The organism is Brachybacterium atlanticum (assembly GCF_025669985.1).
Taxonomy (GTDB): Bacteria; Actinomycetota; Actinomycetes; order Actinomycetales; family Dermabacteraceae; genus Brachybacterium; species Brachybacterium conglomeratum.
On sequence record NZ_JAKJJW010000003.1, the window covers coordinates 69,633 to 96,415 of the forward strand.

Here is a 26,783-nt window from a genome sequence, read left to right on the forward strand (position 1 = left end):
CGAAGGAATCGTCGGCGCGCCGCCTCGTCGATGCCGACAGTGCGCAGGTCTGAGCGATGGATGATCCCGGGTATCTGCATCGCCTCAGTACAGCCATGACATGACCGCTGTTGCGGAGCGGGGGCGGCGGTGTGGACGAGGGAGGGCTGTGGAGGGGAGGTGCGGGGAGCCGGACAGGCCGAGGAGCAGGGAACCGGCAGGGGCGGAGCCGGACAGGCCGAGCAGCAGGGAGCGGGCAGGGACGGCCGGGCCGATGGGGCCTCAGGGCTCGGACCGACGTCGCCGAGGCTCGACGGAGGCCGTCGACCGATAATGCGGCGCCGTGGGTGACCGGGCGGATCGGGGGCGACCGGGCAGGCGAGAGGACCAGTGAGGGCAGGTGCTGGGGTGCCGGGTATTGGCGCAGGGCGTACCACTATGCCTATATAGGCATAGTGGTACGCCCTGCGCCATGACCTGACCACGCTCCCGCCGGGGAACGGGGAACGGGGAACGGGGAACGGGGAACGGGGAACGGGGAACGGGGAACGGGGAACGGGGAACGGGGAACGGGGCACGGGGCACGGGGCACGGGGCACGGGGCACGGGGCACGGGGCACGGGGCACGGGGGAACCGCGCGCCTAGGTGCGGGGCCTGGCCTGTCGGGGCCGACCCGGCGCGGCTGACAGGGCGAAGCGCCGGCGCCTCAGGCGCGGGCGGCGGAGCCCGTGGCGGGCTCCGGCTCCTCCTCGTCCGCGCCGTCCGGCCCGCCCTCGTCCGCGCCGAGCGTGCGCAGCGTGCGGCGCCGCTGGACGACCGCGCCGAGCAGCCCCAGCACGACGCCGACCACCAGCCAGCCCGACAGCCAGGCGAGGTCCCCGGCCGGGTCGATCCAGCCCCCGCCGATCGCTCCGCGGAAGGCGTCGACCGCATGGGTCATCGGCAGGTACGGGTGGAGCATCTGGAAGAAGCCCGGCAGGGTCGGGACCGGGTAGGTGCCGCCCGCCCCGGAGATCTGCAGCGCGATCAGCACCAGGGCGACGAACTTCCCGACCGGCCCGAACAGGGCGCCGAAGCCGTGGTTCAGGGCGACGAACACCAGCGAGGTCAGCCCCGCGAGCCCGAACATCAGCGGCAGGTCGTCGATGGTGAGGCCGATCAGCCAGTGCAGAGCCCCGACGGCGATCAGCGTCTGGACGAGACCCAGCAGGAAGGCGGGGACGAGCCCGCCTGCCAGCAGTCGCACCGGCCCCGTCCCGCGCGCCATCGCGTCGGAGGAGAACGGCGGCATCATCAGGAAGATCGCCATGCCGCCGACCCACAGGCTGATCGCGAGGAACAGCGGAGCGAGGCCCTCGCCGAAGCGGCCCAGATCGTGCTGGCGCTCGAAGTCCATCTGCACCGCGTCCGAGGCGGTGCCGGCGAGCGCGCTGCTCTCCTCGTCGGAGTAGGAGGGGACGTCGTCCTTCGCATCGGAGAGGCTGTCGGCGAGCTCGGTCGAGCCGTCGTCGAGCTTCTCGGCGCCGTCGTCGAGGTCGGTCGCGCCGTCGGCGAGCTGCGTCGCGCCGTCGTCCACCTGGCGGGCGCCGTCGGCGAGCTCGGCCGAGCCGTCCGCGAGGGTGCCGGCGCCGTCGGCGAGCTGCTGCGCCCCGTCGCGCGCCTCGCCCGTCTTGTCGGCGAGAGTGCCGGCGCCGTCCCTGAGGGTGCCGGTGCCGTCGGCGAGCTGATCAGCGCCGTCGCGGGCCGAGCCGACGCCGTCGGTGTACTGGGTGACGCCGGAGGCGAGGTCCTGGGCGCCGTCGCGGGCGGTGCCCGTCGCGGCGGCGAGCTGGTCCGCGCCGGAGGCGACCTCGCGGGCGCCGGAGTTCAGACGGTGGATGTCCTGCACGCCCTGGTCCAGGGTGCGGTACGCCTCGGGCAGCGCGAGGGCGGCGGTGCGGGCCTGGTCGGCGAGCTCCGCGGCGAGGTCGGAGGCGCTCTGGCCGGGCTCGGCCGACGGGACGGCGGAGGCGAGGTCGTCCCGCGCCGTGCCGAGGTCGCTGCTGAGGGTCGAGGTGTCCTCGGCGATGGTCGAGGTGGTGCCCTCGAGAGCAGCGGCGCCCTCGGCGAGTGCCGAGGTGGTGGTGGAGAGGGTCTCGATGTACTCCTCGATATCGGAGGCGGCGTCGCTCATGCCCTCGGCGGTGTCGGCGACGTCGGTGGAGGTCTCCGCGGCGGTCCGGGTGAGGCGGTCGGCCTCGGCCGCGTCGGCGGTGGCGGTCTTGGCGTCGTCGCGGACCTTCTGCGTGGTGCCGGCGAGCTCCTCCGCCTTCTGGCAGACGGCTGACTCGGCCGCGGAAGGCTGCTCGGCCCCCTCGCCGCCCCCGTCGGACGCCTCGCCGGGGCCTGCGTCGGCCTCGGCGCAGAGTCCTGCGAGCTCGTCGACGCCGTCGGCGAGCTCCCCGGCGGAGCCCTCGGAGGTCTCGGCGGACTGCGCCGAGGTGGAGGTGGCCTCGGCCGCGTCCTGCACGGCCTGGTCGAGCGACTCGATGTCACCGGCGATCGACTCGGCGCCCTCGCGCAGGGTGCGGGCGTCCTGGGCGCGATCGCCCGTGGACTCGTCGAGGTTCCGGGCGGTCTCGGCGAGCTCGCCGGCCTTCTCGTCGAGGCTCTCGGTGGTGGCTGCGATGGTGGCGGCGGCCTCGCCCGGGGCGTCCAGCAGCTCCGGCATCCCGTCGATCGCGCGCTCGAGGTCGTCGATCGCGGTGACCAGGTCCTCGCTCGTGGCCTGGACGCTCTCTTCGGTCACGCCCAGCTCGCGGGCGCGCTCGGCGGCGTCGGTGACGGTCTCGTCCAGCTGCTGGGTGCCGTCGGCGACCTGTCCCGCCCCGCCGGCGAGATCGCTCGCCCCGGTCGCGAGCTGCTCGGCGCCGCCGGCGAGCTCGTCCGCGCCGCTGCGCAGCGGCCGCCCCTTCTCGTCGAGGGTCGCCAGCCCGCCGGAGAGCTGCTGCGCACCGGCGTCGAGGGTCGCGACTCCGTTGCGCAGCGTGACCGCGCCGGAGGTGAGCTGGTCCAGCCCGACCACGAGGTCGAGGCTGCCGGAGTGCAGGTCGACCGCGCCCGCGGCGAGCTCGGCGGACCCGTCCGCGAGCTGGCCGGTGCCGTCGGTGAGCTCAGCCGTGCCGTCGACCAGGTCGCCGGTGCCGTCGTGGAGATCGCTCGCTCCGTCCGAGAGCTCGGCGGCGCCGTCGGCCGCGTCGACGATCCCGTCATGGATCGTCGTGAAGCCGACGTAGATCTTGTAGAGGTACTCCTCGAGCACCGAGGCGCGCAGCGCGTCGGTCAGCGCGGTGCCGACGGACTTGGAGAAGTTGCCGCCGACGTAGTTCACCGAGTCGTTCGTGCTCACGGTGATCATCGCGGGGGCCGCTTCCATCGCGTCGCCGCCGAGGGAGGCGATGTTCTCGGAGAAGTCGGAGGGGATCGTGATGGTGGCGCCGAAGGTGCCGTCGGCCAGGCCGCGCTGCGCCTCGGCGGGGGAGGCCTCCACGAAGTGGTAGAGGTTCTCCTGGTCCTTCTCCAGCAGGGTCTCCGTGAACTCCTCGCCCACGTCGATGTGGGAGACCTCCCCGTCCGGACTCTCTGCGTCCGCGCCGGTGTCCTCGTTCACCACGGCTGCGGTGATGTGGTTCAGGTTGTTGCTCGGGTCGATGAACGACCAGGTCATGTTGCCGGAGTAGACCAGCGGCACGAGGGCCAGTCCGGTCACGAACAGCGCCGCGATCGGCTTCTTCCACTCCCGGGGCAGCAGGGCGACCGCGCCCCGTCCCGCGGTGGACGCGCCCCGCCCGAGGGCGGCACCGGCGGTGCCGAGAGCGGACAGGACGGCGTGCAGCGCGGAGGAGAGCGCGGTGAGGAGAGCACGGAGGTATCGCATCACACGGCGACGATACATCCGTGTATCGAGTTTTGTGACCCCCTCTGTGATGAAGTGTGGCGGGAGGAACCCGGCCGCTCCCCCCCCCGGCTCCGATCGGCCGACGGGGCTCGGCCCGGGCGGCTCAGGCCGGCAGTTCCACCACCCACGGCCGACGGGACATCCCTGCCGGGTCCCAGGCCTCCAGCAGATCGGCCGCGGAGCGGCAGTCCGGCACTCCCAGCGAGTCCCCGATCCGCTCGACGACGTCGGCCGCGCTCTCCCCGGCGGCGAGACGGTCCCGCAGGGTCACCGCGCCGTCGCGCTTAGCCAGTCGCGCGCCCGCGGTGTTCAGCGCGAGCGGGACGTGAGCGTAGGTCGGCTCGGGAAGGTCCAGCAGGTGCGCGAGATGGGCCTGGCGCGGGGCGGAGCTGAGCAGGTCGTCGCCGCGAACCACCTGGTCGACCCCGGCCGCGGCGTCGTCGACCACGACGGCGAGGTTGTAGGCGACCACGCCGTCGCCGCGGCGCAGCACGAGGTCGTCGACCGTGCCGCGGACCTCTCCCTCCCAGAGGTCCTGCACGCTCCATTCCGTCGCCTCGGCGCGCAGCCGCAGAGCGGGCTCCCGTCGCAGCTCCCGCATCCGCGCGCGGCCGGCCTCGCGCTCGGCGGGGGCGAGGTCACGGCAGGTGCCGGGATAGGCGCCGGACGGGGCGTGCGGTGCGCTCGGCGCCTCGAGGATCTCCCGCCGGGTGCAGTAGCACTCGTAGACGAGGCCCTGCGCCGTCAGGGAGTCGATCGCGGCCTCGTGGTCCGCGCCGCGCTCCGACTGGCGGACGACCTCGCCGTCCCAGTCCAGGCCCAGCGCTGCGAGATCCTCCAGCTGGCGCTGCGCGGCGCCCTGCTGCACCCGGTCGAGGTCCTCGACCCGCAGGTGGAAGGCGCGGTCGGTGCGCCGCGCCAGCGCCCAGGCCAACAGTGCGGTGCGGAGGTTGCCCAGATGCAGGTCGCCGCTGGGGGAGGGGGCGTAGCGGCCCGCGCCGGGGCCGGGCGTGGCAGCAGGCATGAGCCCCAGTCTAGGGAGGAGGGCCGGCGGGGGCGGGTGCCGGCGTGATCAGGTGGTCGCCGACGGGTCCAGCAGCAGGAGCACGTCGTCGGCGCGTCCTCCGGGCACGGGGCGGCCCGGCGGGGCCGGGCGGAAACCGAGGCGCGCGGCGAGGGCGAGCGAGGCCGTGTTCCCGCGGTCCGTGATCGCGACGATCTCGAACGGGACCGTGCGGTCGTCCTGGACTGTGCCGTCGTCCAGGGCTGGGCCGTCGTGCGGGCCCGTGTCGCTGCCCGTCGCGCGGGGGCCGCGCCGTGCTCCCGCAGGCAGCGCCTCGAGCACCGCGCGCATCGCCTCGGTCGCGACGCCGCGACCGGTCACCTCGGGCGAGAGCCGCCAGTACGCGCTCAGCATGGTCCTGGCAGGGGCGGTGGTCGTGGCGCCGGAGCCTTCGTCGACGCCAGGAGCGGGGGCGTGGGTCCGGCGTGCGTCCGTCGCCCGGTCCCCGTCGCGCGCGAGCGGGATGAGACCCACCACGCCCAGCAGGCCGACCGGAAGGTCGGCGCCCTCCCGTGCCCGTACGGTCAGGTGGCCCGCCCCGTGGCGCTCCCAGCTCTCGCGCCACTGCGCGAGCACCCAGCGCATCTGGGCCGGGTCGGTCAGCGGCTCCGTCGAGTCCTCGACGAAGGCGCGCGGATCCGCATGGAGAGCGAACAGCTCCGCTTCGTCGGCCTCCGTGACCGGCGCCAGCCGCAGACGCTCCGTCCGGATCCTCCCGACCTCGCGACTGCTCGGTCCGCCGACTCCGCACGCACCACTGTGCTCGCCGGCGTCCCCGGACGCGCCGACGGCGCGGCGCTCCTCGTCCGGGGACGGGATCGCCGCGCCGTCGGGCACGTGCGTCACGCGAGTGGTTCGCGCTGCGGAGCGCCTGGGATCAGGCGTCGCCGCGGTGGTTGCCGCGCTTGTCCTCGTCGGCCGAGCCGGCCTCGGGATCCGAGTCCACCTTGACCTCCTTGGGGGTGGTGTCCCCGCCGTGGGAGTCGCCCTTCAGGGCGGAGGCCACGTCGCCGGCGTCGGCCGAGCCGACGGTGTCGGAGACGGTCGAGGAGTCGGACTCGGTGCCCGCCGAGGCGGGGTAGTGCGCACGGGCGAAGTCCGCGGGCGGCGCCCACGGGTCCTCGACCGGGCGGGTCTTCTGCCAGGCGATGTAGCCCGCGGCGGCACCGGCGGCGGCCAGGCCCAGGATGAGCAGCACCTTGCCGGCGCGGCCCTTCTTCTTCTGCGGGGTGGGCTCCACGATCGCGGAGCGGATGTCGCCCTGGCCCTTGTCGAGCTCCTTGCGCGCCGCGTCGACGGCGGCCTTGAGCACCGTGCCGGTGGTCTCGGCGGTCCTGCGGGCGCGGGGGAGGTAGTCGTCCTCGAGGTCGTGGCGGAGCTTGTCCGCGCGCGGACCGAGGTTCTGCGAGAGCTTGTCGCCCTGCTCGCGCAGCCTCTGCTGCGCCTCGGGGACGTACTGACCGTACAGGTCGGTCGCCTTCGAGCGGGCCTCGCGGGCGCCCTCGGACACCACCGGACCCACCTGGGCTGCGAGCTTCTGCAGCTCCTCGACGGCCTTCTGGGCGTTCTGGCTGGACGCGCCAGCGGCCTCGACGGCCTTCGAGGCCTTCTTCTTGGCCTTCTTCGCCTCGGCCTTGGTTCCAAGCGCCATGGGGTTCCCCTTTCGGTCGAATCCGTCGGGTCGGGCCGACGGTGGTCCCTGGGCCGGGACAGCCGACGACTGCCACGACCCGTGTGGCACAACCTTAACGCGACCACCCCGCCGCGTTCACAGCGGATGCGGAGTCGCGGAGGATGCGGCAGGCCGCAGCGATGTGGAGGAGAGGCCCGGTCCGCGCAGCGGCCCTGCGCACGGTCTGCACACTCGGTCTGTGGGAGGATTGCGCCATGTTCGCAACTCTGCACACCAACCACGGGGACATCCGCATCGAGCTGTTCCCGCACCACGCCCCCAAGACCGTCGAGAACTTCGTGGGCCTCGCCGAGGGCTCCAAGGAGTTCTCCGATCCGGAGACCGGCGAGAAGGTCACCCGTCCGTTCTACGACGGCGTCGTCTTCCACCGCATCATCTCGGGCTTCATGATCCAGGGCGGTGACCCGCTGGGCACCGGCACCGGCGGCCCCGGCTTCACCTTCGACGACGAGATCTCCGAGAAGAACTTCAACGAGCCCTACGTCCTCGCCATGGCCAACGCCGGCACCCGCCGCAACGCGCTGACCGGTCGCCCCTCCGGCACCAACGGCTCCCAGTTCTTCATCACCGTCGGCCCCACGCCGCACCTGCAGGGCAAGCACACCGTGTTCGGCGAGGTCGCCGACGAGGACTCCAAGAAGGTCGTCGACGAGATCGCCGCGGTCAAGACCGACATGCGCGACCGTCCCCTCGAGGACGTCGTCATCGAGAAGGTCTCGATCGAGAAGTGATCTGGCGGGCGCCCCGCGCCCACCGGATTCCGACGCCGCCGGCGTCGCCGCTCCATGCGGCGACCCGGCGGCGTCGTGCTGTGCGATGCGCTGTCGTGGCGAGAGCACGGTGCTGCAGGGACGGGGGCAGCGAGCGTGTGGCCGGCTGAGGGTCGAGAACCGGCGCAGGGCGTACCGGTACGCCTATATGGGCATACCGGTACGCCCTGCGCCAGCGGTCGACCATTCGAGCCGGCTGGGCTGTGTCAGCGACCCCGACCCGGCTGCGTCAGCGCATCCCGCCGGGCCGCCGAGCGCGCTCTTCAGTGCCGCGCCCGGACATGACCCCGGAGACCCAGCCTTCGTCGACCTCCGTCTCGACGATGCCCCCATCCGTGACCTCGACGTCGAGCACTCGTTCATAGAGCGACGGGGAAGGGGTGGCGAGGATCGATCCGTCCAGGAGCGTTGCGGATCTCGGCGCGCAGCCCCATCGCCTCGGGCGCGGGGCTGCGGTCAGCCGATCGCGACCCCGAGCGCCGCGCCGATCCCGTAGGTGACCAGGAGCGCGAGCACCCCGCCGATGATCGTGCGCACGGTGGCGGTGCGGGCGTCGGCCTGGCCGAGGCGGGCGCTGACCACGCCCAGCAGTGCGAGCGCGACCACGACGGCGACGAGCGTCGCGGGCAGGCGCAGCACGGGCGGGCTGGCGAGGATCGCGAGCAGCGGGATGATCCCGCCGAGGGTGAAGGAGAGCAGTGAGGCGAGCGCCGCCGACAGCGGTGAGACGACGGTGCCCTGCTCCACGCCGTGGCGGAAGCGGGTGTGGGCGGTGAGCGCGTCGTGGCGCTCCATCGAGTCGGCGACCTCGCCCACCACGTCGTCCGGGATTCCCGACTCGGTGAGCGCCGCGAGCAGGTGCCGGTGCTCCCCGGCGGGGTCCGCGGCGAGATCGCGCCGGGTGCGCGCGATGAGGGCGCGGTCGGTGTCGCGCTGCGTGGAGACGGAGACGTACTCGCCCATCGCCATGGACAGCGCGCCTGCGACCAGCGAGGCGAGTCCCGCGATCAGCAGCCAGCGGATGTCGGTGGTGGCGCCGGCGACGCCGACGGCGAGGCCCGCGACCGAGACGATGCCGTCGTTCGCGCCGAGAACCCCGGCGCGCAGCTGGTTGATGCGGTCCGAGCGCGCGGTGCGGTCCTCGGCGTGATCGCGCGAGACTGCGGTGTGCGTATCCCGGTCGGCCGACGGGGCATGCGCATCGGCGGGGCCGGAGGGCCGCCCGACGGATGGCGCAGGGCGCTCGGCGGACGGCGCACCGCCGTGCGACGCGGTGGGAGTGTCGGTGGAATCGGCGACGGGCGGGCGGCGAGGGGGCATGTCGAGGAGGCTCACGCCCCGACACTAGTCTCTGGACTAAGTCCAATCAAGCAAGGTGAGCCTCGCCTGACCTGCAAGAACGAAGTAAGGGGAGCCTCTCCCGATCGGCGGTCGACAGCGCCTCCGACCCGGTCACCCGCTCCCCGCTCCTTCGCGGAGAGCCGCCGCCCTGTCCTCTGGTCGGGACCCCGCGCCAACGCGCCGGCCACCGCCTCGTCGCCCAGGGCCTCGTCGGTCCGTGCCGCGGCGAGGGCCCCGCCTCGGTCGGGCACGCCGCCGTCGCGAGCCAGGGGCACGACCTGCGCGACGTCCTCTGCTCCCTCGCCCCTCGAGCGCGTCGCGGCCCCCGCGCTGGTGTCCCGGTGCCCGGGGGAGCCTGCGCGCCGAGCGTGCAAGGAGGCGGGCCCCACCTCGGGACGAGCGGCCACCACCTGCTGGCGGAGCCGATCTCGGCGGGCGACGGCGCGCAAGCGCCCCGGCTCCCTCCAGCCGCCCGTGGTGGAATGAGACCCATGGACAGACCCAGCTACGGCTACAGCGCCGCCGACGCCCCACCGCCCCAGGGCCCCGTGGGCAACGGGCCGCAGGAGCAGCCGGTGTGCCCGCGCCACCCGGATCGCGTCAGCTACGTGCGCTGCAAGCGCTGCGACCGTCCGGCCTGCCCCGACTGCCAGCGCCCCACCGATGTGGGCGTGCTGTGCGTGGACTGCGAGCGGGAGCTGGCCCGGGCGCAGGCCTCGACCCGGCCCCGCACAGCGATGGGCGGGCGCATGCGCACCGGCGCCCCGGTCGTCACCTACACGCTGATCGCGCTGTGCGTGCTCGCGTATCTCGGGCAGATCCTCGCTCCGCAGATCGTCGAGCAGCTGGGCATCTTCGCCCCCTTCCGGGCGCTCGCGATGCCGTGGACCTTCCTCACCGCGGGCTTCCTCCACGGCGGGATCATGCACCTGGCGCTGAACATGTACGCGCTGTGGGCGATGGGTCAGTTCCTCGAGCGGTCCCTCGGCCCCGCGCGCTTCGCCGCCGTCTACTTCGTCTCGATGCTCGGTGGGCACACGGCGGTGTACGTCCTGGCCGACCCGATGGGGTACTCCTGGCTGACCGGCACCGTCGGCGCGAGCGGCGGCGTGTTCGGCCTGTTCGCCGCGGCGTTCATCGTCAACCGGCGCATGGGTGGGCAGGTCGCGCAGATCGGGGTGCTGATCGCGCTGAACCTGGTGATCACCTTCACCGTCCCCAACATCTCCTGGCAGGGCCACCTCGGCGGACTCCTGCTCGGCGCGGCACTCACCGCGGGGATGTACGCGCTGCGCCCCAAGGCGGTGGCCGGGCAGGACCGGCAGGCGCTCGCCCGCCGCTCCGCGATCACGCACGGCGCGCTGGTGGTCGCCGCCGTGGTGCTGTGCGCGGTGCTCGTGGCGGTCAAGACGGTGCTCCTGCCCGGCCTCTGACCGAGGCTGCGCGCGGCCCGTTCGAGGGCCGACGGCGCACTCCTCCCGCACGGCGGGGCGGTCCCTCGGGGCCGCCCCGTTCTGCGTCCCCGGGCCGTGCGCGAGAGCCCTGTCACGACACGGACGGAACTACACCGGTGTGGTTTTCCCCAGCTGTGGATCGCGGTGTGGATAACCCGCTGCTGCATTGGGGATGACGCGTTCTGGCTGTGGACAACTTCCGATGTGCTGTGGACGGACAGTGGGGACAGCGCAGCTCCATACACCGTGGATGCGGAGCACGCAGACGTTCCCGACCACTGCACGGAGCCGGTCCAGCGCCGAGGTATGCACGTGATGTCCGATTCGAAGGCCTCTCGGAAGTTCTGTGACCTGCAGTGATGCAAGGGCGGCGGGGGTCGGCGGCGAGCTGCGGCGGGGGAGCTGCACAGATCGGTCATCGCGCCGGCGCGATGCCGCGACACGCCCGGGACAACGCTCGTACGTGCGGAACTACAAGGATGTCATTCCTCCACCGCTGTGGAGAACGTTGTGGATAACTGCCTGTGGAGGGTGGACAGCGAAGATGTGCACACCCGTGAGGACCCTCGTTTCCACCGAGTCACCGCCCTCGTCGGTGGACCGCCGCGGCGCTGTGCTCCTCGGCTGTGGCCTCGGGGTGCGGCGGTGCCCTGAGGGCAGGGACCGTGGCGGACGGCAGGAGCCTCCCGCCCACCGCCCGCCGCTCAGTGCTCGGCGCCGCCGGCGAGGCGCACGTCGGCCTCCGTGGAGAGCGCCACCTCGACCATCCGCACCAGCGCCCGTGCGGTGGCGGGGGAGTCGACGACGTCGGCCGAGGGGACGTGGACGAACCCGCCCCGGATCCCCTCGAGCGACGGGTCGGTCGCCAGAAGGTGCTGCAGCGCGTAGAAGACGTCATTGCACACATAGGTCCCGGCGGTCTGCGACACCGCCGCAGGCACTCCGTCGGCCGCGAGCGAGGCGACCATCGCCTTGACCGGCAGGGTCGAGAAGCGGCCGACGGGCGCGCCCGGCACCACCGGCTCGTCCACCGGGCTCGCGCCCGCGTTGTCGGGGATCCGGGCGTCGCGGATGTTGATCGCGACCCGCTCCGGGGTGATCGCGGTGCGTCCGGCGGCGAGGCCGACGGCGACCACGAGCCGCGGACGCAGTCCCCGCACCGCCTCCTCCAGCCGCTCCGAGGCGGTGCCGAACTCGACCGGCAGCTCGACCGCCTCCGCGTCCACCCCGCGCGCGACGAGGGTCGGGACCGCCTCCCGGACGGCCTCCCAGGACTCGTTCGTCGCCGCCCCGTCGAAGGGTGCGAAACCGGAGAGCAGAACGTCGATGGTCATCGGTACAGGGTACGGCGGGCCGCCCACCGACGGGCTGCGCGCCACGACGATGCTCTCGCCGGCGTCGACCAGCGCTGCGTCCGTCGCGACATCGCCCCCGTCGCCGACGACTACTCTGGGGCGATGTCCGAGCAGACCCGTGCTGAGCCGTTCCCCGCGCTGTCCGCGCTCTACCCCTCCCTCGGGCTCGTCGTCCGCGCCGGGGACCTGACCCTGCGGCCGCTGGCCGATGAGGACCTGCCCGAGTACGCCGCGCTGATCCGTCGGCCGATCTTCGAGGACCCGGCCTCCCCGCAGGTGTTCCCCTGGTACCGCGCCGAGCCGGAGACGCGGGTGCGCGAGGCGCTGCGCTTCCAGTGGACGCTGCGCAGCGGGATCTCACCCGAGCGCTGGACCCTCGCCTTCGGCGTGTGGGCGGGAGGCCGGCTGATCGGCGCGCAGGACGTCTCCGCCGACCGCTTCGGCGAGCGGCGCACCGTCGCCTCCGGCTCCTGGCTGACCCTCGACGCCCACGGGAACGGGTACGGCAGGCTCATGCGCCAGGCGATGCTCGTGCTCGCCTTCGACCACCTCGGCGCGCGGCGGGCCGAGTCCGCCGCCGTGATCGGCAACGCCCCCTCCTACGGCGTCTCCCGCGCCTGCGGCTACATCGACAACGGCACCGAGATCTCCACGATCCCCGGCTCGAACGAGGAGCAGCAGCGCTTCCTCGTCACGCCCGAGCTGCTGCGTCGGCCCGACGTGCCGGTGGAGGTCGAGGGGCTCACGCCCGCGCTGCGGGAGATGCTCGGCGCGTGATCAGGCGGCGGGATCTGACAGATCGGGCGCGGGTGACGTTCCCGCGGGAACGGCTGCGGGGCCGACGGGGAGCCGTCGGCCCCGCGCCGTCTCAGCAGTAGGCGGTCGTCTTGTCGCTGCGGACGTAGGTCGACGAGCCCTTGTACGCGCCGCCCTTGTACCGGCACGACTCGAGCAGGGTGCCCTTGGAGCTGTACAGGCGCGCGGTGTCGCCGGTGTTGTTCCAGATAAAGCTCGCCTTGCCCCAGTACAGGGTGGTGGAGGTGTTCTTCCCGGTGCCCGAGCGGATCGTGACGGTCTTGCCGGGGGCGATCTTGAAGCCCTTGGGGAAGGTGTACTTCTGGGGGCCGTTGTCGCGGATCACGAAGCCGGTGAGGGTCAGCGTGGTCTTCCCGGTGTTCTTGACCTGGATGTACTCCTTCACGTACTCGGAGTTCTTCGAGTAGTCCCGGCCGGGCGGGTCGTAGTACACCTTCACGATGTCCAGCGGCTTCTTCACCGCGGCATCGGCGGGCGGGGCGACCGCGAGCGGGACCGCGACCACGAGCGCGGCGAGCAGCAGCGCCAGGAATCGGGCGCGCGAGAGCAGGGGCAGGTGCATGGGATGACCTCTGAGGAGCAGGGGATCCGCGGGTGACGGCCGACTCTCGTCGGCTCTCCTCAGGATCGGGATCGGTGTGACAGCAGGAAGATAACCGGCGCTGACCTCCTGCGCCAGCGTTCCCGCACAGCTGTCGTGGGAACTGCGCCACATCGGCTGCCGGGCGCGGGACCCGTGCCGCGCGCTCCCGGTGCCAGGGGACTATCCCGGCGCGCTACATCGACTCCTGCCACGCCTGGTACAGCGCCGCGAAGCGGCCGCCGGCGGCGACGAGCTCGGCGGGGGAGCCGTCCTCGACGACCTGCCCGTCGTGCACCACCAGCACCCGGTCCGCGATCATCACGGTGGTCAGGCGGTGGGCGATGATCAGCGAGGTGCGCCTGCCGAGCAGCTTCGTCAGCCCCTCCTGCACCATCCGCTCCGAGGGGATGTCCAGCGAGCTGGTCGCCTCGTCGAGGATCAGCACCCGCGGGTCGGCGAGGAAGGCGCGGGCGAAGGAGATCAGCTGTCGCTGACCGGCCGAGACGCGTCCGCCGCGCTTGTTCACGTCGGTGTCGTAGCCGTAGGGGAGCTTCTCGATGAACTCGTCGGCCCCGATCGCGCGGGCCGCCGCCTCGATCTCCTCGCGGGGCGCGCCGGGCCGGCCCAGCGCGATGTTGTCCGCGACGGTGCCGGAGAACAGGTACGCCTCCTGCGTGACCATCACGATGTTGCGGGTGAGGTCCTCCATGGACACCTCCCGCAGGTCCACGCCGTCCAGCTTCACGGCGCCCTCGGTCGCGTCGTAGAAGCGGGCGATGAGCTTCGCGACCGTGGACTTCCCGGCGCCGGTCTGACCCACCAGCGCCACCGTCTGACCGGCAGGGATGTGCAGGTCCATCGGCTGCAGCACGAGCGGCCCGTCGTCCGAGTAGCGGAAGGAGACGTCCTCGAAGTCGATCTGCCCGTCCGAGCTGGGCAGCGGCGTCGGGGTCTGCGCCTCCTTCACGTGGGGCTGCACGGCCAGCAGGTTCGCGATCTTCTCGAGCGCTGCGACCGCGGACTGGAAGGCGTTGTAGAAGTTCGCGATCTCGTCGATCGGCTGGAAGAAGCGGCGGGAGTAGAGCACGAGCGCGACCAGCACGCCGACCTGCAGGTCGCCGCTGAGCACCCGGAACCCGCCGACGACCAGCACCGCGGCGATGGTGACGTTCGCGAGCACGCGCAGCGCGGGCTGGTAGATCCCGAACACGTTGATCGAGCGCAGCGACGCATCGCGGTAGTCCTGGGCGAGGCGGTCGAACTCGGCCTGGTTGCGGTCCTCCTTGCGGAACGCCTTCACGGCGCGGATCCCGGCCATCGCCTCGACGAAGTGGACGATCAGCCGCGCCGAGTGGGTGCGGATCGCGCGGTACTCGACGCTCGAGCGCTTCTGGAACCACACCGTCAGCGCCACGCACGGGATCAGCATCAGCAGCATGACCAGGCCCGTCACCGGGTCCATGCCCACGATCACCACGATCGTGAACACCATCGACAGCGAGGCGCCGATCATGACGTTCACGCCCGAGTCCAGCAGCTCCCGCAGCGCCTCCATATCGGAGGTCTGCCGCGAGACGATCCGGCCGGAGGTGTAGGACTCGTGGAACTCGAGGTCCTGCTTCTGGGTGAAGCGGAAGACCTTCCGGCGCAGGGCGAGCAGCATCCGCTGACCGACGACGACGGACTGGCGCACGTACCCGAACGTCAGCACGCCGCCGACGATCGCGGCGGCGACGGCGAGGGCCGCCGCCTCGAAGGCCGGCCATGGATCGCCGTCCAGCAGGGCGGGCAGGCCGTGGTCGATGCCCCGGGCGATGATCGCCGGGCCCGCGACGACGGCGAGCTGGGCGACGACGACCATCACGCCCATCACCACGAACTGGCCCTTGACCGGGGAGATCAGCTCGCCGAGCAGGGAGAGGGAGCGCTTGCGGGAGGCCTTGGCCTCCTCGGGGGTGAGGGCGCCGCCGTCGGCGCCGTCCTGGTCGAGCGGTGCGGTGGTGGTCATCGGCCCTCCTCCTGGATGGCGCGGAGCTCGAGCTCGCCGGTGAGCGTCTCGATGTCCTGGTCGCGGCGCCGCTCCTCCTCCTGGTTCGCGATCACCCAGCGGTAGCGGGCCGAGCTCGCCAGCAGGTCGGTGTGGGTGCCGACGGCGACCACTCGCCCGTCGTCCAGCAGCGCGACCCGGTCGGCCAGCGCCACGGTCGAGGTGCGGTGGGCGACGATCAGGGTGGTGGTCCCGGCGAGCACCTCGCGCAGGCGCGCGGTGACGGTCTCCTCGGTCTTGGTGTCCAGCGCCGAGAGCGGGTCGTCGAGCAGCAGCACGGCGGGCTTCGCCGCGATCGCGCGGGCGAGGGCCAGGCGCTGGCGCTGCCCGCCGGAGAGGCTCATGCCCTCCTCGCCGATGCGGGTGTCGACCCCGTCGGGCAGCTCGTAGGCGTAGGTCGCATCCGCCGTGCGCAGCGCGAGGTGCAGCAGATCCTCCGCCTCCTGCGCGGACAGGGCCGGGTCCGCGCCGAGGAGCACGTTGTCCCGCACCGAGTCGGAGAACAGGGTCGCGTCCTCGAAGGCGACGGCGGTGAGGGTGCGCAGCGTGGTGAGGTCCATCTCGCGGATGTCGACGTCGTCGATCGTGATCGCGCCGGCGGTCGTGTCGTACAGCCGCGGCACCAGCTGCAGCAGCGTCGACTTGCCGCTGCCGGTGACGCCGACCAGCGCCATCGTCTCGCCGGGGCGGATGTCGAGGTCCACCCCGTCCAGCACGTCGCCGACGTGCTCGGGAGCATCGGCGTAGCGGAAGTGCACGCCGTCCAGGCGCACCGCCCCGATCGCCGCGGCCGGGCTCACCGGCGCCGGGCGCTCGGGCGAGACGATGGTGTTCTCGGTGTCCATCACCTCGTAGTGGCGGTCCAGCGCAGTGCTCGCGTTGACGGCCTGGCCCAGCAGCATGCCGAGCATCCGCACCGGGCCGACCACCAGCGTGGCGGTCGCGAAGTAGGAGGCGAGCTGGCCGGTGGTGATGGACCCGTCGGCGGTCAGGTGCAGTCCCACCAGCAGCGCGACGCCGATCGCGAGCTCGGGAAGCATGAACATGAACATGTCGAAGCGGGCGATCGCGGTCGCCTTCTTCACCTCGGTGCGGCGCAGCTCCTCGGCCTGCTCGGTGAAGCCCTCGAGCGCCGTCGGCCCGCGTCCGAAGGCCTTCAGCACGCGGATGCCCTGCACGGACTGCTCGATGGTGGTGGCGAGGTCGCCGTTCTGGTCCTGCGAGCGACGGGAGAGGACCGAGAAGGTGCGGTTGAAGCGGTAGGCGATGATCGAGACGGGCACCGCGGCGATGAAGAAGATCAGCGCCAGCAGCGCGCTGGAGCGGATCAGCAGCACCATGCCCACCGCGATCGTCACCGCGTTGGTGACGGCCATGATCATGCCGAACGCGATCCAGCGGCGGATCTGGTTGATGTCGCTCATCATGCGCGAGAGCAGCTGTCCCGAGCCCCAGCCGTCGTGGAAGGTGACGGGCAGGTGCTGGACCTTCTGGTAGAAGCCCACGCGGATCTGCTTCTCGACGGTGGTCGAGGGGGCGACGGCGAAGGTGCGGCGCAGCCAGATCAGGGTGGCCTCGACGATGCCGAGGCCCAGCACGATCGCGCCGCCGGTCCAGATGGTGATGGCGGTGGCGTCGCTGCCGAGCCGGTTGACGATGACCTCGAGGACCTGCGGGATCATCAGCGCCACGAGCGAGGCCGTCATGGCGCTGAGCAGGCCGAGGAAGAGGCGGATGCGGATGGGGCGGACCGTCTGCCAGAGGCGGCTCATGGTGCCGAGCATGGGGGAGAGAGTTCCTCAGAGGGGAGTGCGCCCCGACGTTCGGGGACGAGGACTTAGCCTAGTCAACTGTCCCGACGGGTGACAGCGCATTCCGGGACGGTCCGCTCCGGCGCGTCGCTCGTCTCGTCCGTCGTGGAGGTGGTCGATACCTTCTGAGCTGTCGGTATGGGGCCGGATGCTGACAGCTCGGAGGGGATGGGCTCGGTGTGCGTGGGGAGGCGGCGCGGGATGGCGGGCGGCTCCCTGCGGTGTCGCCGACGGGCGCGTGGTGGCGCGACATGGCGATATCGCCACGACGCGCCGTGGAGCGCCCGCCCTGGTCAGGCGTCGGCGGGCAGCCACTCGCCGTAGGCGGCGTCGGACAGCAGCGCCGCGGCGCCGGCCGAGGCGGCGGTCACCGTGAGGACCGCGGGCCAGGCCCCGATCTTCTTCGCCAGCGGGTGGGAGAGTCCGAAGCCGAGCACGTAGGTCGCGCCGAGCACGGCGGTGGTCGCGGGGCCGCGACGGGCGAGCCAGGTGCGGCCCGCGTAGATCCCGGCCGCGGCGAGGACCACGCCGCCGAGCGGACGGATGCCGGTCTCCCGCGCGGTCAGCCAGCCGCCGATCAGCCCGGCGGCGACGACGGGGGCGGTGTTCACGGACTCGGCGGGCTTGATCGCGGTGCTCATGCCTCGAGCCTACGACGAGCGACCTGTGAGGTGAGCACCCAGTATTTGCCGGACGCCTCGGCACTATTCGCGTGGGCGGATCCGTCGTGCCAGGTCATGAGGGCATCAGGCTGTTCCGGGGCAGGCGAACATTTGCGTGCAGGCCCTCGAGGACCTGCACGGCACCGGGGCGGCGAGCGCTGGAGGGCGGGCGCGTCGAACGCTCAGCGCACCACCGCGATGCCGTGGGCGGGGACCGTCCCCTCGGCGGAGGGGCCGACGGCGTCGAGCATGTCCGCGCCGCTGACCGCCTCGAGCACCTCGCCCGGGGCGGGCAGGGCCTCGTCGCCGAGGTTCAGCACCAGGGTGAGCGGGGAGGGGCGCTCGCCGGCCGCACCGTCGGCCGCTGGACCGGTCCCGCCCTCGGCCCCGCCCTCGACGGCGTCGGCCGTCGGGGTCAGCACGATCTGCGCCCAGGTGTTCGTCAGCGTCGACTCGTCCACGGCGACCGAGGCGGTGGTGAGCCAGCGCTCGCGTCGGCGCAGGGAGAGCAGGCGCTGGTGGACCTCGAGGATCCGCCCGGCCGCCTCGGGGGCGAGCAGCTGCAGGGAGCGGGGGGACTCGCCGCCCGCGTCGGCGGCCTCGTGCGCGGCGACCACCTCGTCGGGCGAGCCGGGGAACCAGGGACGGATCGCGTCGTCCCCGCCCTCGCGCTCCTCCTTCACCGCGGCGGCGCCGAACTCGTCCCCGGCGTAGACGGCGGGGACGCCGGGCAGCAGGGCGAGCAGCGCGGTCGCGGCGGCGAGGTCGCGGCCGTCCTCCAGCTGGGAGGCGATGCGGGTGGTGTCGTGGTTGCCCACGAAGGTCAGCGGCAGAGCGCCCGCGCCGGACTCCCGGAACTGCTCGAGGAAGCCCTGGTGGCGGCCCAGCGCATGCGCGAGCTCGAAGAGGTTCGCGTCGCGCAGCGAGGACCAGATCGCCTTCCACAGCTCGTACTGGGTGATCGAGTCCGCGCCGGAGGCGGCGGCGAAGGCCGGGTACTCGCCGTGGATCACCTCGCCGAGGATCCACGCCTCGGGATGCGCGGCCCGGACCCGCTCGAGGATCGACGCCCACGCCTCGGCGCCCGCGGCGTACATCGCGTCCAGCCGCCAGCCGTCGGCCCCGCGCTCGAGCCAGCGGCTCATGATCTCCACGACCCGGTCCTGGATGACGGGATCGGAGAGGTCCACCTCGACCAGGTCGTCGTTGCCCTCGAAGCCGTAGGGGCTCGTGCCCGACCAGCGGATCCGGTCGCCCTCCTCGGTGCCGGGGCCGGCGGCGATCGCGCGGCGCGCGGTGGGGTGGAGGCGGGAGATGTGGTTGAAGACCCCGTCGAGGACGAGCCGGATCCCGCGCTCGCGGCAGCCCGCGACCAGTGCGTCGAAGTCCGTCTCGTCGCCGAGGCGCGGGTCGATCCGGCGGTGCTCGAGGGTGTCGTAGCCGTGGGAGACCGAGTCGAAGATCGGGTTCAGCAGCAGCACGTTCGCGCCGAGGGCCACGAGGTGGTCGAGCCAGCCGGTCAGCCGGCGCAGGCGGTGCACGACGTTCTCGCCGTCGGCCCCGCCGTAGGTCTCGCCGGTGAGGTCCTCGCGGTGGCGGGGCGCGCCGCAGAAGCCCAGCGGGTACACCTGCCAGCAGATCGCGTCTCGGGCCCAGGCGGGGGCGGCGTGCGGTGCGGGCGCGGCAGGGGCGGCGGGAGCGGTCTCGGTCATGCCGCCATCGTAGGCGGGACCTCGCGCGCCACGCCGTGGGCCGTCAGCGCGCCCAGCGCTCGCCGGCCAGGGCGATGGCGCGGCTGTAGAGCGCGCCTCCCTCGGGATCGGGATGGATGCGATCGGGGCCGAGCCCTTCGGGGGCGCCGCCGATGGCCCCGTGCCAGTCCGCGACCTCGGTACGAGGGTCCTGCTCCGCGAAGTCGGCGATCTCGGCATTGACCGCGGACTCCCAGGGTCTGTCCGCGTAGGCGTTGACCAGGATCAGGGTGCGGTCGGGTCCGATCGCCTCGCGCATCTCCTGGAGGGTGCCGGGGGCGTACTCGCCGTTGGTGCCCAGCCCCACGACCACGACGGGACGCAGCCGGCCTCGCTCGGCCAGCTCCCGGAGGAGGACCGGTCCCTGCTGGGGCAGTCGCGAGACCTCGGCATCGATGGTGATGCCGGGGAACTCGTCGACGAGCGCGGGCGCCGAGGCCAGCATGACCGAGTCCCCGACGGCGACCATGTCCTCTCCGCGCAGCGCCGGGCCGTCCGCGGCATCGGCCGGGCCCTCGGTCGACCCGTTCGCCGGGCCGTCGGTCGACCTGTTCGCCGGGTCGTCGGTCGCGGCGTCCCCGCGGGAGGCGGAGGGGTCGCCCTCGGGCACCGGCGTCCCGTCCTGAGCGTCGGCCCCGCCGGTGGGCTCGTCGACCTGCGGATCCGGGGACCCCGCGGCCGGGCCCGTCTCCTCCGTCGCCCCGCCTTGCGCGTCTGCGGCGCCCCCGCCCTGCACAGCGGCGGAGCCGGCCGCGATCTGACGCTCGGCCGCGGTCTCCTGCGGGGAGAGGATCGCCGCGCCGACGGTCGCCAGGACCAGAGGCAGCGCGACCACGGCGACCCGCAGCCGGCGCCTGCGGGGAGCGGGGGAGTGCGTCCCCGCCCACCACCCCTGGAATCCGAGACGGAGGATGGGCGACTCCACGAACCGCCACGAGAGGTTGGCGGCGAGCAGGGACAGCAGGATCGCGAGCGCTGGGGCGCACCAGGCGGGCAGGCTCCCGGGGACGGCGTCGCGGAGGATCACCAGCAGCGGCCAGTGCCACAGGTACAGGGCGTAGGAGCGCGTCCCGACGGCGACCATCGGGCGGGACGCGAGCAGCGAGGCGACGGGGCTCCTCCCGCGGGCGCCGAGGAGGACCAGCATCGTCAGAGCGACCGCGAGCGGCGACGCCGCCGTGAACGCGGAGGCCTCGGGAATGCGCAGGGCCGTGATCAGGATGCCCACGATCCCCACCGTGAGCAGGCCGGACAGGACCGTCGTGCGCAGCGGTGACGCCGCCGCGGGCGCGCCGCGGAGGTGCCGGGCCTCGAGGTGCCGGGCCGACGTGCGAGGATCCCGCGCCGCGCTGCGGACGCTCTCGATCGCCTCCGAGGCGGGTGCATGCAGCCAGAGGGCGAGCGCCGCGCCCGCGAGCAGGCCGAAGCCGTGGGTGTCGGTCCCCATGTAGGCGCGCGAGGTGCCCTGGGTCGCCGCAGCGATCTCGCCCCAGAGGAGCGAGGCGAGCGCGAGCACGATCGTCACGGTGCCCGCCCGGCGCACGGCCCGGCCCTGCAGGGACCGCGCGCGGGGCGAGACCGCCCACAGGACCACCAGCACCGCCACGGGCCACAGCAGATAGAACTGCTCCTCCACGGCCAGGGACCAGAGGTTCTGCAGGACCGGCGGCGAGGACCCCAGGAAGTAGTCCTCGCCGCCGGAGATCTGGGACCAGTTGCTCACGAAGAGCAGACCGCCGAGAAGCTGCCGCGGGAGGTCGACGGCGGCGTCGCCCCCGGTGACCAGGAGCATCGCCCCCACCGTCATCAGCATCAGCGCCAGTGCGGGCAGGATGCGGCGGGCCCGTCGCCTCCAGAAGCGGCCCAGGTGCACGCTGCCGCGCTCGCGCTCGCGCATCAGCCCTCGGGTGATCAGGTAGCCGCTGAGCACGAAGAACACATCGACGCCGATCAGCCCGGAGGGCACGGCGCCGGGGGCCGCGTGGTAGGCGACGACGAGGCCGACGGCGATCGCGCGCAGCCCGTCCAGGGCCGGCATGCGCGCGTCCGAGCGCTCCCCGGTGGGCGCGGGCCGGCGCGCGGCCGACGGGACCGGGGAGCGGGTGCTGGAGAGCGCGGGGTCGGAGATCACGGCGTGGAGGCTAGGATCCACAGGTCACGGTTCCCTCACAGCACGGAGGAGTTCCCGCGTCGGCCGGGCCTCCACGGCGGGGACGCACGGGAACCGGTGAGAGAAACTTGTGAGGACACTCGGGGAGGCTCCAGGATATGGATTCCACGCGCAGCGTCCCGTCCCGTCGGACCCGTCTCCGCGCCGGTCGCCTCCTGCTGCCGATCGGCGCCCTGGTCCTGACCCTCCTCGCCGCGGTGAGCGTGCTGGTCCCGTGGCCGGTGCTGGGATCGGGCTTCGAGCTCGCCGAGACGACGGCCGACGAGGCGACGTTCCTCCTGGACTGCGACTCCTCGGCGGCCCGCGAGCCCTCCAGCCTCGTGCTCACCTGCGCGGACGCGGGCGCGGGGCTGGACGCGCTGCGCTGGACCTCCTGGGGCGAGGAGGAGGCCGGTGCGCACGGCATCATCCGCCTGAACGTCTGCGAGCCCTCGTGCGCGGAGGGCTCCACGCAGGAGTACCGCGTGCGGGTGGTCGCCTCGGACCGTCTGACCTCCGGGATCGTCAGCACGTACCGCACCCTCACGGTGACCTATCTCGACGACGCTCCTTCCTGGGCCCCCTCCGGCACCGAGCACTACGACGTCACACGCACGCAGGGGCGCCCATGAGCATCTCCGTGCTCGTCGTGGAGGACGACGACGACGTCCGCGAGACCACGAAGCTGGTCCTTCAGCGCCAGGGCTTCACGGTCGCCACCGCGGCCGACGGCGCCGAGGGCTACGAGCTCGCCCTCCGGCTGCGGCCGGACGTGGCCGTGGTGGACATCGGCATGTCTCGCGTGGACGGCCTCACGCTCACCCGCACGCTGGCCGAGGCGGGCGCCTGCCCGGTGCTGCTGCTGACCGCGCGAGATCTGCCTGAGGACCAGGTGATGGGATTCGAGGCCGGGGCGTTCGACTTCGTGACCAAGCCCTTCGACTCGCGGGTGCTCGCGGCCCGGCTGCGCTCCCTGGTCCGGCGCACCGCGCCGCCGGCCGGTCCGGAGCGCCTCGGGCCGCTGGAGATCGACCGCGACGCCCACCGGGTGACGCGGCAGGGGGAGACCCTGACCCTGTCCCCCACGGAGTACGACCTGCTCCTGCTGTTCATGGATAACCGGGGCATCGTCCTCAGCCGCGCGACGATCCTGCGCGAGGTGTGGGGCGACTCGGCCTGGTCCGACGAGCACATCGTGGACGTGAACATCCAGCGACTGCGCCGACGGGTGGGGCCCGGCGTGATCACGACGGTGCGCGGCGCCGGCTACCGGGCGGACGCCGCATGAAGGGCATCCCCTGGTACGCCTCGCTGCGGTTCCGCTTCGCCGCGGTGCTGGCCGTGACCTCCTTCGCGATCGCCGCGCTGCTGGGCGCGTGGATCGCCCATGTCGCCCTGGGCGACGCCCGCGACCAGATGCGCGAGCAGGCGGCGGCGACGCTGCGCGCGGGCACCGCCACCTACGAGACCACCCGGACCGTCGCGCCGACGGTGCAGATCGGCGAGAAGGGGCTCCCCAGCGGTCTCGCGCAGCGTGCCCGGGAGCACGACGACATCGTCACCTCCGCCGATGAGCGCGAGACCTGGGCCGCCGTGCAGGCCCAGGACGGCACGACCCTCTCGGTGCGGCTGCCCAGCGCGCCCGTCGTGGAGCGGTGGGAGGAGCTCGCGCGGACCATCCTGGCGCTCTCCCTCGCCGTGGCGGCCGCCGCGAGCGGCATCGGCTGGTTCGTCTCCGGCGGCCTGACCCGCAGACTGCGACGCGCCGCGGAGATCACCCTCGAAGGGGGCGATGTGCAGGGGCACGACGCCGCACTCGCCCGGCTCCGCGCCGATGCCGACGGCGCACCGCGCCGGGACGCGCCGCGCCGGACCCCGTCCGGCGAGCAGGACGAGGTCGGCGTGCTCACCGGGGTCATCGAGGACACGACGCGCCGACTGCTGCTGAAGATCCAGCAGGAGCGCGCCCTGACCGCGGACGCCGCCCACGAGCTGCGGACCCCGCTCACCGCGCTGACCAGCGCTGTGGAGCTCCTCGACGACAGTGCCGAGGCGGAGAGGGTGCGGACCCTGCTCGGACGCATGCGACGACTGGTCGACGACATGCTGTCCCTGGCCCGGGAGGACGCCGCCGACCAGGCCGACCGCGACGTGGTGCCCACTGAGGACCTCGCCCGGGAGGCCGCGGGCTCCGGCCCCGGGGAGGTCGAGGTGCAGGTGGAGACTCCCGGCCGGGTGCGATGCGACGAGCAGCTGGTCGTCTCGGTGCTCGAGTCGCTGGTGCTGAACGCGGTCCGGCACGGCGCCCCGCCGATCACGATCGAGGTCGACGGCGAGGAGATCCGGGTGCGCGACCGCGGTCCGGGGTTCCCGGACGAGATCCTCACCGACGGGCCCCGACGGTTCCACTCGATCGGGCCGACCGGCGGCTCCGGCCTCGGACTGGTGATCGCCCAGCGCCGTCTCGAGCGGACCGGGGGGACGCTCGCCTTCGGCGGGGGAGGCGAGGCCCGCAGCGGCGAGGACCGGAGCGGCGAGGACGGGCCGCAGGGGGCCGTGGTCACCGTACGCCTCGAGCCCGCGAGCTGAGGTCCGCGCCGCAGAGCGCCGGACGTGCCCCTCCTGCGGCGCGCCGCCGCTCCTCGGGTCGCACCACCTCGCCCGCCGTCCCCTCCTGCATGGGAGACTCTGGAGTCGCAGCCGGTCGGGGGTCGATCGGCGACGCACGAAGGGGTTCCCATGACCGGATGGACGAGACGACGCGCGCTCGCGGCGGCAGGCGCGGCGGCGATGCTGCCGGTTCTCGCCGCCTGCACCGGAGGGGAGGACGAGGCGGGCGCGGAGGGAGCCTCCGACCAGGGCGGTGAGCAGGCCGAGCCCGCCCCGGACCCGGAGGAGGTCGTCGAGACCCGCGCCCTGGCCTCCGGCTACGGAGAGGTCGAGCTGGCCCTCCACCCGCTGGTCCGCTCCGGCGAGCACTGCGTGCTCACCGTCGACGTGACCGCCCTGTCCGTGCCCGAGGGGGAGAGCGGCGTGACCCCGAGCCGCTTCGCGGCCGACGTCAGCCTCCACCGCTCCTCCGCGACCGCCGAGCCCTGGGGCGCTCTGCGCCTGGTCGACGCCGGCGGGGCGGCGATCCGCCTGGTCGCGACCACGGCCGACGGTCGGGTCGTGGCCCGTGCCTCCGCCGACCCCGAGGAGATCACCGTCGAGACGCTGCGGCTGCAGCTGGTGTACGCCGCGCCGGAAGACGGGGTGGAGACGATCGGTCTGCTCCTGCCGGGCTGGTTCGTCGAGGCGCTGCCCGTGATCGAGGCGGAGGTGCCCGAGCTCGGCGGGGAGCCGGAGCGGGACGTCCCTCTGGACGAGCTGCTCGGTCATGTCGAGCAGGCTCCGGTGATCCCGCTCGAGGGCTATGCGAGACGGCTCGAGGGCTCGGTGCAGACGATCGAGTCGAGCGAGGAGCTCGAGATCCGCCTGGCCGGTGACGTGCTCTTCGACAGCAGCTCCTACGAGATCGACGGCCGCGCCGACCGGGTACTCGACGCCGCGGCGGCGAGCATCGGCGCCTACGAGGGCGGGGTGGTGACGGTCATCGGCCACACCGACGACGTCGGCGGCGACGCCGACAACCAGACCCTCTCCGAGCAGCGGGCCGCGGCGGTGGCGGAGGCGCTCTCCTCCCGCCTCGACACCTCCGTGTACGAGCTGCGGCCCGAGGGGCGCGGCGAGTCCGAGCCGCTGGTCCCGAACGACTCCGCCGGGAACAGACAGCTCAACCGCCGGGTCACCCTCACGCTCACCGCGCAGAAGACCACCGAGATCGAGGTCGAGACCGACGGGCAGACCCTGGACTTCGACCCGGGCCCGCTCGGCCAGGGCGTCGAAGCACCCGGCCCCGAGGGTTTCGACCGCGCCGTCGACCCGGAGCACGAGTACCGCTTCTCCTCCCCGTCGGCCCGACGTGTGGACGGCCTGCTGGAGGTCACCGTGCTCGCCGAGCGCATCGACGGCGAGGGGGCCGGCGGCTACAACAAGACCGTGAACGTCGCCGCCGGCGGCGTGTTCAGCTACCGGGGGCTGTCCACGGGCCACTCGGCCAAGCACGTGGGCTTCGCGCCGCGCCTGCTGGTCGGTGCGACGGCCACCTACCCGCTGGACTACCTGCTCGGGGAGTCGACGACGGAGGGGAGCCTCGAATGGCGCATCGTCTCGGACCCCTCGGGGCGGGACGGCGCCGCCGTCGGCGACACCCTGCGCTTCGTCGCGCTGTACCGGGACATCCCGGGCGCCGAGACGCTCGACATCGAGCAGCCCTACGTGCTGGGGGCGGTCCCGTTCCGCTTCACCGACATCCCGATCGAGGAGTGAGCACAGGGCCGGGCCGGGCGGAGCGGGGTGGGATGCTGAGGACCGTCGGCCCCGCGTCGCTGCTCGCGGCGCCGCTGCCGGCACCCGCCCGTCCCGCTCACCGAGGAGAGACATGATCCGCCTGCGCACCGACTTCTTCGCCGAGTCCCTCGGCATGGGCACCTCGATGGTGGTGCTGATGCCGCAGGCCGCCTCCGGGATCGGGATGGAGGGCGCCGACGCCCCGGGCGCAGGCCCGTCGGCCGACGGAACGGCCGACGGCGGTGCGGACGCCGGCGGCGCAGGCGCGGCCGACGGGCCCGCCGTGCCCGTGCTCTATCTCCTGCACGGCCTCAGCGACGACTGCACCATCTGGGAGCGCCGCACCTCGATCGAGCGCTACGCGACCGAGAAGGGGATCGCCGTGGTGATGCCCGAGGTGCGTCGCTCCTTCTACACCGACGAGGCGGTGGGGGAGGCGTACTGGACCTTCGTGGCCGAGGAGCTGCCGCGGATCGTGGCGCGCACCTTCCGCGTCTCGACCGCGCGGGAGGACACTTTCGTCGCCGGCCTGTCCATGGGTGGCTTCGGCGCGTTCAAGCTGGCCTTGAACCATCCGGACCGCTTCGCGGCCGCGGCGAGCCTGTCCGGGGCGCTGGACCCCGCGAGCCTGCCGCTCGAGCTGCACACCGGCCACCTCGCCGAGCGGGTCTGGGGCGGGCGCGAGATCGCCGGCACCGCCGACGACCTGCTCGGACTGGTCGGCCGGCGCGACCCCGCCGAGCTGCCCGCCCTGTTCCTCGACTGCGGCACCGAGGACCAGCTGATCGACCAGAACCGGCGCTTCCTCGCCGCGGCGGAGGACGCCGGGGTCGAGGTCGCCTCGCGCCTGCGCCCCGGAGCCCACACCTGGGAGTTCTGGGACGAGGGCATCCAGGACGTGCTGGACTGGCTGCCGATCCGGGGCTGAGGCGGGGTGCCGGCCGGTCCGGGGATCGGCGCCTGACGCGCCCAGGACCCC

Annotated in this window: 20 protein-coding genes; 8 read left to right on the plus strand and 12 right to left on the minus strand. The window is 73.3% G+C overall.

The window, feature by feature from the left end:
* Positions 1–686 precede the first annotated feature (686 nt).
* The 4 genes from L3K22_RS02265 to L3K22_RS02280 form a co-directional block, all read right to left on the minus strand.
* On the minus strand, positions 687–3,896 hold the full coding sequence (locus L3K22_RS02265) for a YhgE/Pip domain-containing protein (RefSeq protein WP_263310019.1): 3,210 nt from the start codon (positions 3,894–3,896) through the stop codon (positions 687–689).
* Between the two features lie 124 nt (positions 3,897–4,020).
* Positions 4,021–4,941 (minus strand): tRNA glutamyl-Q(34) synthetase GluQRS, encoded by a 921-nt coding sequence (gluQRS, locus tag L3K22_RS02270; RefSeq protein WP_263309971.1) that lies wholly within the window; start codon positions 4,939–4,941, stop codon positions 4,021–4,023.
* Positions 4,942–4,989: 48 nt separating this feature from the next.
* Positions 4,990–5,826: a GNAT family N-acetyltransferase gene (locus L3K22_RS02275; protein WP_263309972.1), complete on the minus strand. Its 837-nt coding sequence runs from the start codon at positions 5,824–5,826 to the stop codon at positions 4,990–4,992.
* A gap of 31 nt (positions 5,827–5,857) precedes the next feature.
* On the minus strand, positions 5,858–6,631 hold the full coding sequence (locus L3K22_RS02280) for a hypothetical protein (protein ID WP_263309973.1): 774 nt from the start codon (positions 6,629–6,631) through the stop codon (positions 5,858–5,860).
* Positions 6,632–6,867: 236 nt separating this feature from the next.
* Here L3K22_RS02280 and L3K22_RS02285 point away from each other — a divergent pair, with 236 nt between their 5' ends.
* Positions 6,868–7,404 (plus strand): peptidylprolyl isomerase, encoded by a 537-nt coding sequence (locus tag L3K22_RS02285; RefSeq protein WP_263309974.1) that lies wholly within the window; start codon positions 6,868–6,870, stop codon positions 7,402–7,404.
* 495 nt (positions 7,405–7,899) lie between these two features.
* Here the strand turns inward: L3K22_RS02285 and L3K22_RS02290 are convergent, their stop codons facing one another.
* On the minus strand, positions 7,900–8,778 hold the full coding sequence (locus L3K22_RS02290; RefSeq protein ID WP_263309975.1) for a VIT1/CCC1 transporter family protein: 879 nt from the start codon (positions 8,776–8,778) through the stop codon (positions 7,900–7,902).
* A gap of 497 nt (positions 8,779–9,275) precedes the next feature.
* On the opposite strand from L3K22_RS02290, the gene L3K22_RS02295 reads away from it, so the two are divergent.
* Entirely contained in the window at positions 9,276–10,217 is a 942-nt protein-coding gene (locus L3K22_RS02295; RefSeq protein WP_263309976.1) for a rhomboid family intramembrane serine protease, read from the plus strand.
* Positions 10,218–10,942: 725 nt separating this feature from the next.
* Here the strand turns inward: L3K22_RS02295 and L3K22_RS02300 are convergent.
* Positions 10,943–11,572 carry a pyroglutamyl-peptidase I gene (locus L3K22_RS02300; RefSeq protein WP_263309977.1) on the minus strand — a complete coding sequence of 210 codons (630 nt, stop codon included), beginning with the start codon at positions 11,570–11,572 and terminating at the stop codon, positions 10,943–10,945.
* A gap of 123 nt (positions 11,573–11,695) precedes the next feature.
* Here L3K22_RS02300 and L3K22_RS02305 point away from each other — a divergent pair, with 123 nt between their 5' ends.
* Positions 11,696–12,370, plus strand: coding sequence for a GNAT family N-acetyltransferase (locus L3K22_RS02305; RefSeq protein WP_263309978.1), 675 nt, complete (start codon positions 11,696–11,698; stop codon positions 12,368–12,370).
* Between the two features lie 91 nt (positions 12,371–12,461).
* On the opposite strand, the gene L3K22_RS02310 is transcribed toward L3K22_RS02305, so the two are convergent.
* The 6 genes from L3K22_RS02310 to L3K22_RS02335 all read right to left on the minus strand — a co-directional run bounded on the left by L3K22_RS02310 (position 12,462) and on the right by L3K22_RS02335 (position 21,394).
* Complete coding sequence (locus tag L3K22_RS02310) at positions 12,462–12,971, minus strand: lamin tail domain-containing protein (protein WP_263309979.1); 510 nt, start codon at positions 12,969–12,971, stop codon at positions 12,462–12,464.
* Between the two features lie 214 nt (positions 12,972–13,185).
* On the minus strand, positions 13,186–15,000 hold the full coding sequence (locus L3K22_RS02315) for an ABC transporter ATP-binding protein (RefSeq protein WP_263309980.1): 1,815 nt from the start codon (positions 14,998–15,000) through the stop codon (positions 13,186–13,188).
* Positions 14,997–16,823 (minus strand): ABC transporter ATP-binding protein, encoded by a 1,827-nt coding sequence (locus tag L3K22_RS02320; RefSeq protein ID WP_263309981.1) that lies wholly within the window; start codon positions 16,821–16,823, stop codon positions 14,997–14,999. The genes L3K22_RS02315 and L3K22_RS02320 overlap by 4 nt, the downstream gene beginning before the upstream one ends.
* Before the next feature lie 320 nt (positions 16,824–17,143).
* On the minus strand, positions 17,144–17,491 hold the full coding sequence (locus L3K22_RS02325) for a hypothetical protein (RefSeq protein WP_010551825.1): 348 nt from the start codon (positions 17,489–17,491) through the stop codon (positions 17,144–17,146).
* Between the two features lie 203 nt (positions 17,492–17,694).
* A complete protein-coding gene (locus L3K22_RS02330; protein WP_263309982.1) occupies positions 17,695–19,224 on the minus strand; it encodes an alpha-amylase family glycosyl hydrolase in 1,530 nt (509 codons plus the stop codon).
* 43 nt (positions 19,225–19,267) lie between these two features.
* Complete coding sequence (locus tag L3K22_RS02335) at positions 19,268–21,394, minus strand: acyltransferase family protein (protein ID WP_263309983.1); 2,127 nt, start codon at positions 21,392–21,394, stop codon at positions 19,268–19,270.
* Positions 21,395–21,531: 137 nt separating this feature from the next.
* Between L3K22_RS02335 and L3K22_RS02340 the strand changes: the two genes are divergently transcribed.
* The 5 genes from L3K22_RS02340 (at position 21,532) to L3K22_RS02360 (ending at position 26,732) form a co-directional block, all read left to right on the plus strand.
* Complete coding sequence (locus tag L3K22_RS02340; RefSeq protein ID WP_070499126.1) at positions 21,532–22,044, plus strand: hypothetical protein; 513 nt, start codon at positions 21,532–21,534, stop codon at positions 22,042–22,044.
* Complete coding sequence (locus L3K22_RS02345) at positions 22,041–22,700, plus strand: response regulator transcription factor (protein ID WP_070499127.1); 660 nt, start codon at positions 22,041–22,043, stop codon at positions 22,698–22,700. The genes L3K22_RS02340 and L3K22_RS02345 overlap by 4 nt, the downstream gene beginning before the upstream one ends.
* Positions 22,697–24,001, plus strand: a complete 1,305-nt coding sequence (locus L3K22_RS02350) for a sensor histidine kinase (protein WP_263309984.1) — start codon at positions 22,697–22,699, stop codon at positions 23,999–24,001. Before L3K22_RS02345 ends, L3K22_RS02350 begins: the two co-directional genes overlap by 4 nt.
* A gap of 150 nt (positions 24,002–24,151) precedes the next feature.
* Complete coding sequence (locus L3K22_RS02355) at positions 24,152–25,783, plus strand: OmpA family protein (RefSeq protein WP_263309985.1); 1,632 nt, start codon at positions 24,152–24,154, stop codon at positions 25,781–25,783.
* A 112-nt stretch (positions 25,784–25,895) separates the two neighbouring features.
* Complete coding sequence (locus L3K22_RS02360; protein ID WP_263309986.1) at positions 25,896–26,732, plus strand: alpha/beta hydrolase; 837 nt, start codon at positions 25,896–25,898, stop codon at positions 26,730–26,732.
* The last annotated feature ends 51 nt before the right edge of the window (positions 26,733–26,783 follow it).